The sequence below is a fragment of the Bradyrhizobium sp. USDA 4461 genome, assembly GCF_054055655.1.
Genome location: NZ_JBSRXM010000001.1, coordinates 8,206,731 through 8,222,323 on the forward strand (window position 1 = coordinate 8,206,731; position 15,593 = coordinate 8,222,323).

Here is a 15,593-nt window from a genome sequence, read left to right on the forward strand (position 1 = left end):
CTAAGGTTCCCTTATGACCGTGACAGATATCGCGACCCGGACCTACAACCATGGCTGGCGGCTCGACCCGATCGTGCGCAGCCTGCTCGACACCGATTTCTACAAGCTGTTGATGCAGCAGATGATCCGGGAATGCTATCCGGACACCCGCACGACCTTTTCGGTGATCAACCGCTCGACCCATATCCGGCTCGCCGAGGTCATCGACGAGGGCGAGTTGCGCGCCCAGCTCGACCACGCCCGCACCATCCGCTTCAGCAAGAAGGAACTGATCTGGCTCGCCGGCAACACGTTCTACGGCAAGACCCAGATGTTCTCGCCGGATTTCATCAACTGGCTCTCGACCTTCCGCCTGCCCGAATACGAGCTGCACAAGGTCGACGGCCAGTATGAGCTGCATTTCCATGGGCCCTGGACCCACACCACGATGTGGGAGATCCCGGCGCTCGCGATCCTCAACGAGCTGCGCTCGCGCGCCGCGACCAAGACCTATGGCCGCTTCGCGCTCGACGTGCTGTACGCCCGCGCCAAGGCCAAGCTGTGGACCAAGGTCGAGCGGCTGCAGAAGCTCGACGGCCTGCGGCTGTCCGATTTCGGCACCCGCCGCCGCCACGGCTTCCTGTGGCAGCGCTGGTGCGTCGAGGCGGTGAAGGAAGGCCTCGGTCCGTCCTTCACCGGAACGTCGAACGTGCTGCTCGCGATGGACAACGATCTCGAGGCGATCGGCACCAATGCGCATGAGCTGCCGATGGTGGCGGCCGCGCTCGCCAATGACGACGAGGCGCTGCGCTGGGCGCCCTATCGCATCCTCGACCAATGGCGTCACACCTATGGCGGCAACCTCTTGATCGCGCTGCCCGACGCCTTCGGCACCAAGCCGTTCCTGCGCGACGCGCCCGACTGGGTCGCCGACTGGACCGGCTTTCGTCCCGACAGCGCGCCGCCGATCACCGCCGGCGAAGAGATCATCAAATGGTGGAAGCAGAAGGGCCGCGATCCCAAGGAGAAGCTCCTGGTGTTCTCGGACGCGATGGACGTCGGCTCGATCGAGGACACCTTCCACCACTTCAAGGGCCGCGTGCGCGTCAGCTTCGGCTGGGGCACCAACCTCACCAACGACTTCGTCGGCTGCGCGCCCGACGGCTCCGCCGAGCTCGATCCGATCTCGATCGTCTGCAAGGTGACCTCGGTCGACGGACGCCCGGCCGTGAAACTCTCCGACAATCCGGAGAAGGCGACCGGCATCCCCTCGGAGGTCGAGCGCTATTTGCGCGTGTTCGGCAATGTCGGCCGCGTTCGCACCGCAGTTCACGTGTAATTCGGGCAGTGCCCACCCATCGACTGACCTGACGAGTCTTGCATGCCCGCACCCAAGCCGCCTGCCTTCGAAACCCTGAGCCTGCACGCCGGCCAGCGCCCCGATCCCGCAACCGGCGCCCGCGCGGTGCCGATCTACCAGACCACGTCCTACGTGTTCCAGGACGCCGACCACGCCGCGGCGCTGTTCAATCTCGAACGTGCCGGCCACATCTATACGCGCATCTCGAATCCGACGACTGCGGTTCTGGAGGAACGCATCGCCGCGCTCGAATGCGGTGTCGGCGCGATCTGCACCGCCAGCGGCATGGCCGCGATGCATCTGGCGATCGCAACCCTGCTCAATGCCGGCGACCATATCGTCGCTTCCGCCTCGCTCTATGGCGGCACCATCAATTTGCTGGCGCACACGCTGCCGCGCTTCGGCATCACCACGACCTTCGTGAAGCCCCGCGCACTCGACGACTTCCGCGCCGCGATCAGGCCGAACACGCGGCTTGTGATCGGCGAGACCATCGGCAATCCCGGCCTCGAGGTGCTCGATATCCCTGCGGTGGCGCAGATCGCGCATGATGCGAAGATCCCGCTGTTGATCGACAACACCTTCGCGACGCCGTATCTGAGCCAGCCGATCGAGCTCGGCGCCGACATCACGATGAACTCGGCGACCAAGTGGATGGGCGGCCACGGCATCGCGATCGGCGGCGTCATCGTCGACGGGGGCCGGTTCGACTGGCGCGACTCCGGCAAATTCCCGCAGCTCACCGAGCCCTATGCTGGCTATCACGGCATCGTCTTCGACGAGCAGTTCGGCAAGGCCGCCTTCATCATGCGCGCCCGCACCGAGGGCCTGCGCGATTTCGGCGCCTGCCTGTCGCCGACCAACGCGTTCCAGCTGTTGCAGGGCATCGAGACGCTCGGCGTCCGCATGGACCGCCACGTCAGCAACACCCATGCGGTGCTCGATGCGCTGGCCGCCAACAAGGCGGTCGACTGGGTGCTGCATCCGTCGCTGGAGACGCATCCGGACTATGCGCTGGCCAAGAAGCTGCTGCCGCGCGGCGCCGGCTCGATCATCTCTTTCGGCATCAAGGGCGGCCGCCCCGCCGGCAAGAAGTTCATCGAGTCCCTGAAGCTGATCAGCCATCTCGCCAATGTCGGCGACGCCAAGACGCTGGTGATCCATCCCGCCAGCACCACGCATCAGCAGATGGACGCCGATCAGCTCAAGGCGGCCGGCATCGGCGAGGAGCTGGTGCGGCTGTCGGTCGGCATCGAGACCGCTGACGATATCATCGACGATCTCGGCCAGGCGCTGCGCGCCTCGCAAAGGACTTGAGCGCCATGCAGCTTTCCGTCAACGGATCAGACACCTTCATCGCCACCGGCGGCAAGCCGTTCGATCCATCGCTGCCGGCTGTCGTGATGATCCACGGCGCCGGCTTCGACTCTTCGACCTGGGCGCTGCACAGCCGCTGGTTCGCCCATCACGGCTTCTCCGTGCTGGCGCCCGACCTGCCCGGCCATGGCCGCTCCGCCGGCAAGCCCCTTGCGACCATCGCCGAGATGGCCGACTGGATCGCGGCGCTGATTGCGGCCGCCGGCGCGACCAAGGCCCGGTTGATCGGCCATTCGATGGGCTCGCTGATCGCAATCGAGACCTCGGCGCGGCATCCCGACAAGGTCTCCGGCCTCGCGCTGATCGGCACCGCCGCGACCATGACGGTCGGCCCCGATCTCCTGAAGGCCGCCGAGGCCAATGACACAGCCGCGATCGACATGGTCTCGATCTGGGGCCTCGGCTTCAAGGCCGAGCTCGGCGGCGGCCTCGCGCCCGGCCTGTGGATGCACCAGGGCGCGCAGCGCGTCTTGCAGGAGGCCAAGCCCGGCGTGCTCTACAACGACCTCAACGCCTGCAACGCCTACCAGAACGCGCTCACGGCCGCGGCCGCCGTCAAGGTGCCCGCGACCTTCATCCTCGGCGAGCGCGACATGATGACACCCGCGAAGGCGGGCAAGGCGCTGGCCGCCGCGACGCCGAATGCACGGACCGTTGTGCTCGCAGGCGCCGGCCACATGATGATGGTCGAGCAGCCGGACGAGTTGCTGGCGGCGTTGCAGTAGCGGCGCGGCGGGTTCCGCTTCCCGCCATCACCAAAACATCGAAAACAACCCCATGCAAAGGAGGCAGGCTGCCGCCGACACTCGGGCAAGCAACTTGACACGTCGGGCAACTCAGCGCTATCTTCTATTATTCCGAACTTTTGCGACGACTCCGAGAGTGTACTGACGCGGAGATTCACCAGCCAAGAGCGAATTAGCTTTGAGTCCTTTTGCACTCTCAGGCGAGGAGGCCGATGCATATGAAGATGATGACTGCCGCATGCGCTCTCGGAGCGGCCCTGGTACTGTGTACCCTCGGGACATCCGGTGCTGAAGCCCGGGCGCGCAAGGCACATGAACGAACGAGGGTCGTGATCTCGACGCCCGTGATAACGCCGACCCCGTGGGATTATTATATCGTTCCACGATATCGCTATCGCCCTGAAGACGACCGGGTCGATCCATATGCGGCGCCCCTGGTGTCGTCGTGGGACCTCTATGAGGGTTGGCGGTGGCCATACTGGTGATGAAAAGCGATCACGCCAAGCAGATCGCATTCCGGGAAAAGTGGTGATCGTTGCCTGACGGACGCAGCGGTGGCTTCGGGCCAACAGCGAGCGTAGCCCGGATGGGCGAAGCGACATCCGGGGCCGGCAATAGGTCGCGGCATCAATCCCGCATCTCGCTTCGCTCATGCGGGCTAGTTGCTGCGAGCCCGCGCACGATCACGCGCGTTGGATGTCTGTGATGGCCGCACGAAAGCGGACATTGCGAAGTCCAAGTACGTCTCGACCCGGGCAATCCGCAATTACCAATTTTCATGCCGTAGCGTGTGCTTTGGAAGTTGCGGACGCCGCCGAATGCGATAGGCGGAGGCAGGAGGAACGTTCAATGCCGTGCGCCCGACGAGGCTGGCTTTCAGCCCGAGCCGGTCCAGGATCGGGCGTGGCACAGGGCAGCGCGGCCCGTAGGTAAATTGATAGAACGTCCCATCTTCGTGCATGTGACGGAACGCGCCACTCAGGATGGCGATGACCTTGCGCGGCGACATGGTCAGGAGCGGAAGTCCGCTCACGGTCGCTGCGGCAGGCGCCATGAACGGCTCATACTGCGAAAGCTGTCGCGCATCCATCCAGAGCACCCTCGCCCTTGGAAAGCGTTGCTGCAACAGGCGCATGAAATCGGAACCATACTCGACGAGAAGCAGATCCTGCTCGGCAACGCCGCGCGCGAGCAGTGCCTTGGTGAACACCCCCGTGCCGGGTCCGAGTTCGATGACCGGCCCGGCCCCTGGTACGATTTCTTGCGTCATCAGGCGCGCCAACGACTGCCCCGAGGGGGCGATCGCCGAAACCTGGCCCGGATTGGAGACGTAGGAGCGAAAGAACTGAAAGAAATCTACAACAGCGCTGGCGTTCATATCGAACCCTCCTTGCGTTGACCGGTCAGGACGCGATGTTGTGTTGCCGTGCTTCACCTTGCGCGGCGTTTGAAACCGTCTCCCATGCTTCCCACGTCCTGAGGCGTTCGGCGTAGGCGGCCCGGGCGCGCGGCATACCCTCGGTACCCACGAAGAAACGCAGGGGAGGATTCTCGGCGTCGACGATCTTCAGGATCGCATCCGCCGTCGCCGCCGGATCGCCGAACGGGCTTGCCGCGCCTGCCGCGAAGACTTCCGCCCTCGTCGCGCTGTAAGCCTCGATCGCGGTTGCGATCCTGAGCGAGGCCATGCTGGCAAACCCTGTCGCGTAGGCGCCGGGTTCAAGCACCGTCACCTTGATCCCGAAGTGCTCGACCTCTTGTGACAGACTGTCATGGAGTGCTTCGAGCGCGAACTTCGAAGCGTTGTAGAAACCCGTGATAGGACCCGCGACGATTCCGGCCACGCTGGATACACCGATGATGTGACCACAACGCTGACGGCGCAAGATCGGGAGCGCGGCCTGGATCACGCGGAGCGAGCCGAAGAAATTGGTGTCGAACTCGGCCCGAACCTCGGTCTCGTCGGCTTCCTCGATCGCGCCGACCAGGGCATAGCCGGCGTTATTGAGAACGACATCCAGCCTTCCGAAATGCCCGTAGGCTCGCGTAACGGCATTCCGAACCGCATGGGGGTCGGTCACGTCAAGCGACAACGGCAGCACGTTTTCTCCAAAGCGTTCCGTAAGGTCGGTAAGGTCCGCCGCAATGCGTGCGGTGGCTGCGACCTTGTCGCCCCGCTTGAGCGCGGCTTCGGTCCAGATGCGACCAAAACCGCGCGATGCGCCCGTGATGAACCAGATTTTGTCAGACATACGATGTTCCTTCCGTGAAGAGCGCTTGATCTGCCGCCGCTGTTTTAGTGATGGCTCCCGCAATCGGCAGTGACCAACCGCGCCAATGAACTTGCGGCAAACGCCAACGATAATGCAGCAGACGTGCAGTGCTTAGCGTTTGAGGCGGTAGATGAAATACGGTCGATGTGCGGCCAGTTGCGCCTGGTCGGGCGGTCCCGCGAGCTGACCCATGTAGGCCGAAAGTGCGCTGTCCGTGAAATAGAGCGAGTCATCGGGCCCCGTCACGACCCCATCGGGCCAAATCACGTCACGCGAGCGCACGAGCGTCCTGGCCTTCCTGGTATTGAGATCAAACGCCATGAGGCCGCCATGCTCGACATCGGTCAGAATGACATCGCCCGCCTTGTCCGTGGTGATGCCGTCGCTGAGGGGTTTGCGCCCGAGATCTTCCACCTTGCTGGCAACATCCGACGGAGCGATCGTGGGATCGAGCACGGCTGAAAGGGGCACCCGGCAAAGATGTGAATTCGTCATGCCCGCAAGGTAGACCCATTGCTGATCCCGGCTGATTTCGATGCCATCAAGACCGACCGCGACGTTCACAAGTCCGAAGCCCAGGCGATACGCGCCAAACGGCGTTTGCATCAACCAGTCTTCGGGCGAGGTGCACGGATGCGCTCCCAGCGCGGTCCGGTACGCGTGATCAGCGACCGAATAGACGATCAGCTTCGGTGCAGTGAACCGCATGATGCCGGTGTCGGCGAGCACGATGTATTTGCCGTCGGCGGTAACGCGCAAATCCTGCGCGAACTGCGCATCCTTGCCGGGGAACTCGAAATAGTCGACACGCTTGCGTGTCGCGAGGTCGAACGCCCACAAGCGGGTGTGTTGAAAATCGAAGCTCGCCGGCTCGATCAACCAGATGCGCTTCTGGTTGTCGATGGTCATGCCGAAACTGCCTTGAAACTCCTTCTGCATTTCTTTGGACGGGAACGGCGTGATCTTGCCGTCAGCCCATTCGAATACCGTGTTCGGCGAGAACCGGCTCGCGCGCGCGATCGGATGATAGTTGAAATAAACATGGCCATCGTTTGCGACAGCCACATTGCCCGGAGGATAATCGAGGGTGATGAGCGTCTCGAGCTTTGCAAGGCCCTCCGGATTGTCCGAGCCGATATCCGGATAGGGCGTGCCCCGACCGTGCCCGATTTTGACGAACGCCAGCGGGCCCAAAATCGCCAGCATCAGAGCGGTGGCAAGGCAAAGGAGAATACGACGACTTGATATTTTCTTCATATTGTCTGCTCCTGAGCAGTGGGAAGCCTCCGACGTTCATGGAGAAGCCGCACCCGGCGGCTGCCTCCATGCTCGATGTCTTAAATGCCTAATTAGTGAAGTTTGTCGCTCCTCAATTCCCGCCAGCGGCTGGGCGTCACGCCTTCCCGGTCCCGGAATGCGCGATAGAAGGAGCTTGTATCCTGGTAGCCGAGCAGACAGGCCACCTCATCGATCTCAGCGGAAGGGTCGAGGAGAAGCTGCCGTCCGAGTTCTTGCCGCGCTTCGGCAAGCAGTTCGCGGAAGCTCGCACCTTCTTCGGTGATCCTTCGTTGCAGCGTGCGTTCGCTCAAGCCGAGATCGCGCGCCACGTCCGATAGCTCCGGCCGCCCGCTCGCGAGGCTTCTTTTGAGAACAACCTTCACCTGTTCCTTGATCGAGCTGCGCGCTTGCAGCTCGCCGAGTGCTGAAGCCAGCGCCGGGGTGAGGATTTCGAGGAGTTCTTGATTATGCCCGGGAAACGGACGATCGAGGTCGGACGGCTTCAGGATAAGCCGGCTCTGCGCAGCACCAAAGCGAACCGGGCATTCGAAATACCTCTGATAAACATCGTTCTTGGGACGCTCACGAACCAGTTCGACACGCAAGGGAGCAAGCGACTGCCCGGTGCCTCGGCGCCCAAGTTCTACGAGTGAAGCAAAGGTCACATCCGTTGAGATCGCAGGCTCGGCCTCGGTCGCGTATGGCCATTCGACCGTGACCGCACATTCCTCCTTGCCTTGCGCCACACGCACTTGTTCGGGCGAACAGAGGCGCTTAAATCGCGCGATGCGGAGCAAACCGTCGCGGTAGTCCCGCGCATAGAACGCAGCGAGGCTCGATGGCGGGTGCACGGCCGTATCCGTTTGCTGGACGAGCGTAAGGCCAAGGCCCGGCTCCGGCTTCAATTCCTCCAACGCCCGCCACAACGTGAAGTATTGCGCCGTCGTGACCTGTGCTTGTTCGCTCAAGTGCAAAGTAGCTGGAAGGCGCGCTTGCCTCAACAGCGCGGCTGGCGACACGCCGATATGCTCGACGCTCTGCCAGAAGGCCTTTGGCACTTTGCACCGATCTGCTGTCGCTGCGCTCATTGCCCCGTCCTAGCGCATCTGGCTCATGATCACGCGATCGAACATGCGGTCGCCGAACCATTCGCGGATCTTGATCATGGGCAGGGCGTACTTGCCGGCGACATAGCGCGTACGCGGTTTCGGCGCCTTCACGGCTTTGGACACGACGTCGGCAATCACGGTCGGATTCGTGCCGCGGCCCTGACCATAGGCGTCAACCGTCGACTTCGCGACCGCTTCGGTCTGCCTGGCATACGGTCCCGAGCCAGAACGTTTCAGCAAGCCGTTGGCGACCACGTTGCCGAAGCCTGTCTCGATCAGGCCGGGCTCGATGATGACCACCTTGATGCCGAAGGGAGCAAGTTCGAGCCGAAGACAATCGGACCATCCTTCAAGTGCGTGCTTCGTCGCGTGATACCAGGCCCCGAGCAGCGTATAAATCTTGCCGCCCATGGAAGTGATGTTGACGATTGTTCCGGAACGCTTGGCCCGCATGCTCGGGAGCAGAAGCTGCGTCAAGCGCGCCGCGCCGAACAGGTTCACCTCGAACTGGTAGCGCGCTTCTTCGATACCGATTTCCTCGACCGGGCCGTAGAGCCCAAAGCCGGCATTGTTGACGAGCACGTCAACGCCACCAGCCTCATTCAGGATGGTGTCGACCGTCGCCTTGATTTCTTCCTCGTTGGAAATGTCCATGCGCAACGCGCGCGCGCCGAGCTTGACGAGATCGTTCATCTTGTCGGTGTGTCGCGCCGCGACAAAGACGTGGAAGCCATCCTTGATCAGGCGCTTTGCAATTTCCTTGCCCATGCCGGAAGATGCCCCGGTCACAAGCGCTGTCCTTTTCCGTCTATCGTTCATCGTAACCTCTCACAGTGTGCAGCCCAACTTAGGGCTTTCGGGTCGCCACACACTGTCGAAGCCCGCCAATAGACTTGCACATCACGCCATTTGTTGCCAGCGACGCCCAGCAGGAAACCGTCAATTAAATCATATGATTAGCCAATGGTTGCGCGACTCAGCCGACTGGGCGCGCAGCGATTTCGCGCCAAGGCACGACAAGCCGATCCCCCGATCGGGCCGAGATCGAGCAAGACCGCGAACAGCATATTGTGCATGCGCCCAACGCTCTCACGGAGCCCGTGCCGGAGCCGCTAGGCGCCGCCCCGGATCAATTGCGTGATTGGTGTTTTCATCGGGTTAGCTGCGAACCCGATGAAACGTACGCGTCTGCCCCATCGCCGGAATGCCGAGATAGCCCCGCAAGCCCATCTTCCCATCCTTGATCTCAGCCTTGCAGTTGTAGGTACGACCGGAAGAGGCATCGTAGATCGTCCCGCCGCTCCACTCGCCGTCACTCCAGCGTAGGCCCGTGATGAACACGATGTTCTTGAGCGAGCGCGAACGCAGCGCAGGGTCCGGGTTCTGCGTGTCCTTCTTGAAGGTGACGTTGTCAGCCTCCACGATCTCGTTGCCGTAGAGCATGCGCGCCTGGAATTCCGATCCGGCCTTGAACATATCGAGCTTCACTGTGCCGTCGTCAGCCTCCCAGATCCCGACCAGCGCATCGGCCGGCGACGGTTCGGCATCGGCTGCGGGCGTCAGGAACAGGGTTGAGGTAGCAAGTGCCAGCGCCAGCGCGGCGCGACGGGTATACCGGGATGCTTGCATAGGCGTCCTTTGACTTTGAGGGACCGTTGCGGAATGGCTTGCATGAGCGAGCAAAGGGCTATCATGCGAAGCCACGACAAAAAGCCGACGGAGCGAACTTCGTCCAATCAGTCTGCCCACAGTTTCAAGGTTGTTTCGCTGCGAGCGCGCTGAATCTAGATTTTCTCAGAAGGTGGGGCAGTGACAAATCGCGCCAATCGAATCGCGCGTGACGCCATCAGAGCAGGCTGCATGGGAGAAGGTGGCGCGCAGCGCCGGATGAGGGGTTCTCTCCGCAAATAAGCTCGCGGATAGAACCCCTCACCCGGCTTCATCTCGCTCCGCTCGATTTCGCCACGCTCTCCCACATGCCTTCGAAGGCTATGGCGGACATGAGGGAGAGGGTGCAGCTCGCACGCGGACAAGATAGCCCTCACTGCTTCGCGGGCTTCCTTCCGATCGGATGGATCTCGATCGCGCGGAGGCGGCCGAGGCGGAGCACGTCCATCGAAAGGGTGCGGTCGATCCGGCTGTAGTCGAGCGCGCGGATCAGGTCGTCGACGCCGTTGATCTCGATGCCGTCGAGCCGGATCACGACGTCGCCCGGCAGCAGGCTCGCGCGCGCGGCCGGGCTGTCCGGCTCGATCTGCATCAGCAGCGCGCCCATCTTGTTCTCGACCCCGGCGAGCACCGCGTGCCGCCGCGGCACCGGCGCGGTCTGGCCGGCGACGCCGATATAGGCGCGGCGGACATAGCCGTGGCGGATGATCTCCGACAGCACGAATTGCGCGGTGTTGGAGGCGACCGCAAAGCAGATGCCCTGCGCGCCGTTGATGATCGCGGTGTTGATGCCGATCACCTCGCCGTTCGACGACACCAGCGGGCCGCCGGAATTGCCGGGATTGAGCGCGGCGTCGGTCTGGATCACGTCCTCGATGGTCCGCCCGCTGACCGAGCGGATCGAGCGGCCGAGCGCCGACACCACGCCGGCGGTGACCGTCGATTCGAAGCCGAGCGGATTGCCGATCGCGACCACGAGCTGGCCGCGCCGCAAGGTCTTGGAATTGCCGAGCGAGGCGTAGGGCAGATCGCGCGCGCCATCGGCGCGCAGCAGCGCGAGGTCGGTATCGGGATCGACGCCGAGCACATGAGCATCGGTAACGAAGCCCTCGGTGTCGCGCAGCCGGATCTCCTTCGAGGATCCGACCACATGGCTGTTGGTCAGCACGAAGCCGTCGGGCGAGATCACGATGCCCGAGCCGAGCCCGCCGCGCTCGCGCGCATTGCGCAGTTTCGGCCCGGTTTCGACCCGGACCACGGCCGGGCCGACGCGGTCGGTGACGTCGATCACGGCATTGGAATAGGCATCCAGCAAGGCCCGGTCGTTGGCTTGAGCAGCATCTGGGGCAGCATCGACCGTCGCCGCTGACGGCGTGTCAGCGGCGGTATCCGAGGTAAAATCCAGCATGGCGAGAATCCTTTGGTCACCTCAGATGGTGACCGGCTCCCTGCGCCGCAAGTGGTTACGCCCCCCGCGCAACCCTGCCCGGTTGGCTAGGGCTGCGTCTCTGACGTGCGATTGCCCTCAGTGCCATTCCGGGGCTCGCGAAGCGAGAACCCGGAATCTCGATGTACGACCTCTGGATTCCCCGATGCGCGATTGCGCATCTGAGGTTCGCGACTTCGTCGCGCCCCGGAATGACGGAATGGACCGTCAAGGACGCAACACTAGACCGCCCGCCGCAGCACCCCGCCGCGCGCCCGGACCGGATCGAGCAGCGACCAGTCGCCGTCCGGCAGCACATGGCCTTTTGGAAACGGCGCGCGCAGCTCGAGCCCGAGCGAGCGCAGCACCCGGTCGTCGCGGTAGTAGCATTGCAGCACGACGCGGACGAGCGTCGCCGCGGCCGCGCCGCCAAGCTGACGAAACTCCTGCGCCACCGCGTCGCGTTTGGCCTCGTCGAGCTCGGCGAGCGGCTTGCCGGCAAGATCAGCCAGATGGTCCAGCGCCTGCGCGACCAGCGCGGTGTCGCGGCCGAGCGTGGCCAGCATATCGGCCTGGATCGCGGCATCGTCGGCGCCTGGCACCTTGTACTCGTCGTTTTCGGGGACGATCATCGCGGCGACGGTGCGGAGATCAGCGCGCTGGGCTGCGGTCAGTTGTCTTGCATCGGACATGACGGTCTCAATCGAACAGGTTGGCGAGGCGCTGCTTCATCTGGTCGGCGATGTAGAGCGCAAGGGCCTGGATGGTCGAGGTCGGGTTCACGCCGCCCGAGGTGACGAAGATGCTGCCGTCGACGATGAACAGGTTCTTCACGTCGTGCGAGCGGCCCCATTCGTTGACCACGGAGCGCGCCGGATCGGTGCCCATCCGCGCGGTGCCGAGCAGATGCCAGCCGCCCCACGGGATCGGCGCGTTGACGCAGAGATCGGTCGCGCCGGCGGCCTCGAGGAATTCGCGGCCGCGCGCCAGCGCATGGTCCATCATCTTGCGGCTGTTCTCGCTGATCGTGTAGTCGATCTTCGGCGCCGGAATGCCGTGGCCGTCCTTCAGCACCGGATCGAGCGTGACGCGGTTGTGCTCCTCGGGGAGATCTTCGCAGATCGCCGAGAAGCCGAGCCGATGGCCGTTCAGCTTGCGGAACGCGCGATGATGATCCCTGCCCCAGGGCAGGATGCCCTTCTGCTCGCTCGTCACCGCCTCGAACACCGGGCCGGCACCGCGGACGAACTGGACGCCGTAGCCGCGGACGAAGCCGCGCGACAGATCGGTGTCATACCACTCCTTGCTCCACAGGCAGGTCGGCGGCGCGCGGTTGCTGTCGGTCGGCTCGGCGACATAGCCGTAGATCTGCGCATAGGGATGGAACATCAGGTTCTTGCCGACTAGGCCGGACGAATTGGCCAGGCCATTGGGGAATTTTCCCGAGACCGAGTTGAGCAGCAGCCGCGGCGTGCCGACGCCGTTGCAGGCGACGATCACGACCTCGGCCGGCTGGAATTGCTCGACGCCGTCCTTGTCGTAATAGACGACACCGGAGGCCATGCCGTGCTCATTGGTCAGGATCTCGCGCACCCGGCAATGGGTCTTGACCTCGACCCCGGCGCGGATCGCGTGCGGCCAGTAGGTGATGTCGGTCGAGGATTTGGCGCCCTGCGCGCAGGCCGGCGTGCAATGGCCGAGATTGATGCAGCGCGCCCTGCCCTCGTAATCCGTCGTCGCCACCGTCGTGTCGGACGGCCACCAGTGCCAGCCGAGCTTGTTCATGGCCTTGCCGATCAACGGGCCGGACAGGCCGAGCGGCTGCGGCGGCATCGGCGGATGCGACAGCGGCGACAGCGGATCGCCCGACAGGCCCGAGGTGCCCATCATCCGATCGTTCTCCTCGAAGAACGGCGTCAGCGCGTCGTAATCGATCGGCCAGTCGTCGGCGACGCCGTCCAGCGTCCTGACCTTGAAGTCCGACGGATGCAGCCGCGGCCAGTGCGCGGTGTACATCACCGTCGAGCCGCCGACCGCGTTGAAATTGACGACCTTGATCGGCGAATCGTCGTCATTGATCGGGTAGTCTTCGGGCCGCTTGCGGATGTTGGGGCTGGACGACCACTCGCCGAAGAATTTCGCCTCCCAGTCGCGCCCGGTGCTGGGATATTCGGATGGATTCATCCAGCCGCCCTGATCGAGGCAGAGGATATGCATCCTGGTGTCGGCAAGGCTCCAGGCCACCGCGGCGCCGGATGCGCCGGCACCGATGATCAGGACGTCAACGGGATCGTTCTTCATTCCTTGGTGGCCCCTTTCGTCATTGCGAGGAGCGAAGCGACGAAGCAATCCATGCCTCCGCAAGCGGTGAAATGGATTGCTTCGCTTCGCTCGCAATGACGGAGATGGAGGTAATGCCTCAATTGACGATTCTCACCGACAAGCTTCGTATACCGCGGATGAAATTGAAATAGAGCCTTTTGGTGTTGAGCCGACGATAGAGGCAATTCCGCGGCCGAGTAAAGCCATGCGGCGGACGTCCGCGGCACGGAATGCCGCGCGCGAACCGCGCGCCCGCACCCCGGCAAATCGCGATGGCTGCCCCGCGCTTCGATGTTTGTCCGCAGCGGAAAGTCCGGCTAGCCTTGGCGGCGATCAACCGATCGGGGAGCAACGACAGGTGGCCGCATCGCGCCAGGACGAAACCGCCCAGACGGCTGCGCTGGACTATGACGTCATCATCATCGGCGCCGGCCTGTCCGGCATGTATCAGCTGCACCGGCTGCGCGAGCTCGGTCTTTCGGCGCGCGTGTTCGAGGCCGGCACCGGCGTGGGGGGCACCTGGTACTGGAACCGGTATCCCGGCGCGCGCTTCGATTCCGAAAGCTATTCCTACGGCTACTCGTTCTCGAAGGAGCTGCTCGAGGAATGGGAATGGTCGGAGCATTTTGCCGGCCAGCCCGAGACCTTGCGCTACTGCAACTATGTCGCCGACAAGTTCGACCTGCGCCGCGACATGCAGTTCGAGAGTCGCGTCGTATCCGCGATCTACCAGGACGAGGCGCGGAGCTGGCAGGTTACGCTGGAGGGCGGTGCGCAGCATAGCTGCCGCTTCCTGATCACCGCGATCGGTCCGCTGTCGACGCCGACCCTGCCCCGCGTCGAGGGCATCGACAATTTCAAGGGGCAATCGTTTCACACCGCGCGTTGGCCGAAGCAGACGGTCGATTTCACCGGCAAGCGGGTCGCCGTGATCGGCACCGGCGCGACCGGCATCCAGACCATCCAGACCATCGCCGGCGAAGTCGGCCACCTCACCGTATTCCAGCGCACCGCCAACTGGGCAGCACCGCTGCACAACGGCAAGATCGACGCCGAAACCCAGGCCAAGATCAAGGCCGGCTATGGCGAGATCTTCGCGCGCTGCAAGGAGACCTTTGCCTGCTTCGTGCATACGCCCGATCCGCGCGGCGCGTTCGAGGTCAGCGACGCCGAGCGCGAGGCGTTTTACGAAAAGCTCTATGGCGAGCGCGGCTTCGGCATCTGGCAGGGCAATTTCAAGGATATCCTGGCCGACCGCGCGGCGAACGCGACGATCAGCGATTTCGTCGCGCGCAAGATCCGCGAGCGCGTCAGGGACCCGAAGGTCGCGGAGATGCTGATCCCGACCAACCACGGTTTTGGCACGCGGCGGCTGCCGCTCGAGACCTTCTATTACGAGGTCTACAACCGCGACAATGTCGAGCTGGTCGACATCAAGGCGGCGCCGATCGAAAAGATCACGCCCGAGGGCATCCGCACCACCGACAAGGACTACGCCTTCGACATCATCATCTACGCCACCGGCTTCGATGCCATCACCGGCAGCTTCGATAGGATCGATATCCGCGGCGCGCACGGCGCCCGGTTGAAAGAAAAATGGACCCACGGGCCGGAAACCTATCTCGGGCTGATGGTCGACGGCTTCCCCAACATGATGATGCTGATGGGCCCGCACACCGCGCTCGGCAACATTCCGCGCAGCATCGAATACAGCGTCGACTGGGTCACCGGCCTGCTCCGCTTCGCCCAGGAAAAAGGCCTGACCTTCCTCGATGCGACGCCGGAGGGGACTCTCGCCTGGACCGATCACGTGAAGGCGCTTGGGGTCGGCCTGCTCTCCAACGAGGTCGATTCCTGGATGACCGGCATCAACCGCAACGTCGACGGCAAGCAGAGGCGCATCGTCGCCCGCTACAGCGGCAGCGCGCCGGCCTATCGCGCGCGATGCGACGCGGTGGCGGCGGCGGGATATGCGGAGTTGCGGCTGGGGTAGCGCGCGTATTGACGCGAAGCGCGAGCCACACCCACCCCCGGCCTTGGCCGGGGCGACGTACT

At 63.7% G+C, this 15,593-nt stretch carries 13 protein-coding genes; 4 read left to right on the top strand and 9 right to left on the bottom strand.

What is annotated here, in order from left to right:
• Positions 1-13 precede the first annotated feature (13 nt).
• Genes pncB through ACVINW_RS38390 form a run of 3 tightly spaced genes read left to right on the top strand, consistent with a single transcriptional unit; the run spans position 14 to position 3,441 of the window.
• A complete protein-coding gene (gene pncB, locus ACVINW_RS38380; protein ID WP_456756102.1) occupies positions 14-1,318 on the top strand; it encodes a nicotinate phosphoribosyltransferase in 1,305 nt (434 codons plus the stop codon).
• Positions 1,319-1,360: 42 nt separating this feature from the next.
• Complete coding sequence (locus ACVINW_RS38385; RefSeq protein WP_456756103.1) at positions 1,361-2,656, top strand: O-acetylhomoserine aminocarboxypropyltransferase; 1,296 nt, start codon at positions 1,361-1,363, stop codon at positions 2,654-2,656.
• Positions 2,657-2,661: 5 nt separating this feature from the next.
• Entirely contained in the window at positions 2,662-3,441 is a 780-nt protein-coding gene (locus tag ACVINW_RS38390; protein ID WP_456756104.1) for an alpha/beta fold hydrolase, read from the top strand.
• Between the two features lie 787 nt (positions 3,442-4,228).
• Here ACVINW_RS38390 and ACVINW_RS38395 read toward each other — a convergent pair.
• The 9 genes from ACVINW_RS38395 to ACVINW_RS38435 form a co-directional block, all read right to left on the bottom strand.
• Positions 4,229-4,840 (bottom strand): class I SAM-dependent methyltransferase, encoded by a 612-nt coding sequence (locus ACVINW_RS38395; protein ID WP_456756105.1) that lies wholly within the window; start codon positions 4,838-4,840, stop codon positions 4,229-4,231.
• 25 nt (positions 4,841-4,865) lie between these two features.
• Entirely contained in the window at positions 4,866-5,714 is an 849-nt protein-coding gene (locus tag ACVINW_RS38400) for an SDR family NAD(P)-dependent oxidoreductase (protein ID WP_456756106.1), read from the bottom strand.
• A 132-nt stretch (positions 5,715-5,846) separates the two neighbouring features.
• A complete protein-coding gene (locus ACVINW_RS38405; protein ID WP_456756107.1) occupies positions 5,847-6,992 on the bottom strand; it encodes an L-dopachrome tautomerase-related protein in 1,146 nt (381 codons plus the stop codon).
• Positions 6,993-7,084: 92 nt separating this feature from the next.
• Positions 7,085-8,101 (bottom strand): AraC family transcriptional regulator ligand-binding domain-containing protein, encoded by a 1,017-nt coding sequence (locus ACVINW_RS38410; RefSeq protein ID WP_456756108.1) that lies wholly within the window; start codon positions 8,099-8,101, stop codon positions 7,085-7,087.
• Positions 8,102-8,110: 9 nt separating this feature from the next.
• Positions 8,111-8,941: an oxidoreductase gene (locus tag ACVINW_RS38415; RefSeq protein WP_456756109.1), complete on the bottom strand. Its 831-nt coding sequence runs from the start codon at positions 8,939-8,941 to the stop codon at positions 8,111-8,113.
• A gap of 339 nt (positions 8,942-9,280) precedes the next feature.
• Positions 9,281-9,751 (bottom strand): DUF2147 domain-containing protein, encoded by a 471-nt coding sequence (locus ACVINW_RS38420; protein WP_456756110.1) that lies wholly within the window; start codon positions 9,749-9,751, stop codon positions 9,281-9,283.
• Positions 9,752-10,163: 412 nt separating this feature from the next.
• The gene (locus tag ACVINW_RS38425) at positions 10,164-11,198 is read right to left on the bottom strand and encodes a S1C family serine protease (protein ID WP_456756111.1); all 1,035 of its coding nucleotides are present in this window, start codon (positions 11,196-11,198) and stop codon (positions 10,164-10,166) included.
• A 260-nt stretch (positions 11,199-11,458) separates the two neighbouring features.
• The gene (locus ACVINW_RS38430; protein ID WP_456756112.1) at positions 11,459-11,908 is read right to left on the bottom strand and encodes a hypothetical protein; all 450 of its coding nucleotides are present in this window, start codon (positions 11,906-11,908) and stop codon (positions 11,459-11,461) included.
• 7 nt (positions 11,909-11,915) lie between these two features.
• Entirely contained in the window at positions 11,916-13,517 is a 1,602-nt protein-coding gene (locus ACVINW_RS38435) for a GMC family oxidoreductase (RefSeq protein ID WP_456756113.1), read from the bottom strand.
• A gap of 379 nt (positions 13,518-13,896) precedes the next feature.
• On the opposite strand from ACVINW_RS38435, the gene ACVINW_RS38440 reads away from it, so the two are divergent.
• Positions 13,897-15,531 carry a flavin-containing monooxygenase gene (locus tag ACVINW_RS38440; RefSeq protein WP_456756114.1) on the top strand — a complete coding sequence of 545 codons (1,635 nt, stop codon included), beginning with the start codon at positions 13,897-13,899 and terminating at the stop codon, positions 15,529-15,531.
• Positions 15,532-15,593 lie beyond the last annotated feature (62 nt).

What these genes read in the sequence shown, in the direction of transcription:
- ACVINW_RS38385 (WP_456756103.1), top strand. Translation starts at nt 1,361, where the DNA reads ATGCCCGCACCCAAGCCGCCTGCCTTCGAAACCCTGAGCCTGCACGCC.
- ACVINW_RS38410 (WP_456756108.1), bottom strand. Translation starts at nt 8,101, where the DNA reads ATGAGCGCAGCGACAGCAGATCGGTGCAAAGTGCCAAAGGCCTTCTGG.
- ACVINW_RS38435 (WP_456756113.1), bottom strand. Translation starts at nt 13,517, where the DNA reads ATGAAGAACGATCCCGTTGACGTCCTGATCATCGGTGCCGGCGCATCC.
- ACVINW_RS38420 (WP_456756110.1), bottom strand. Translation starts at nt 9,751, where the DNA reads ATGCAAGCATCCCGGTATACCCGTCGCGCCGCGCTGGCGCTGGCACTT.
- ACVINW_RS38425 (WP_456756111.1), bottom strand. Translation starts at nt 11,198, where the DNA reads ATGCTGGATTTTACCTCGGATACCGCCGCTGACACGCCGTCAGCGGCG.
- ACVINW_RS38415 (WP_456756109.1), bottom strand. Translation starts at nt 8,941, where the DNA reads ATGAACGATAGACGGAAAAGGACAGCGCTTGTGACCGGGGCATCTTCC.
- ACVINW_RS38400 (WP_456756106.1), bottom strand. Translation starts at nt 5,714, where the DNA reads ATGTCTGACAAAATCTGGTTCATCACGGGCGCATCGCGCGGTTTTGGT.
- ACVINW_RS38430 (WP_456756112.1), bottom strand. Translation starts at nt 11,908, where the DNA reads ATGTCCGATGCAAGACAACTGACCGCAGCCCAGCGCGCTGATCTCCGC.
- ACVINW_RS38405 (WP_456756107.1), bottom strand. Translation starts at nt 6,992, where the DNA reads ATGAAGAAAATATCAAGTCGTCGTATTCTCCTTTGCCTTGCCACCGCT.
- pncB (WP_456756102.1), top strand. Translation starts at nt 14, where the DNA reads ATGACCGTGACAGATATCGCGACCCGGACCTACAACCATGGCTGGCGG.
- ACVINW_RS38390 (WP_456756104.1), top strand. Translation starts at nt 2,662, where the DNA reads ATGCAGCTTTCCGTCAACGGATCAGACACCTTCATCGCCACCGGCGGC.
- ACVINW_RS38395 (WP_456756105.1), bottom strand. Translation starts at nt 4,840, where the DNA reads ATGAACGCCAGCGCTGTTGTAGATTTCTTTCAGTTCTTTCGCTCCTAC.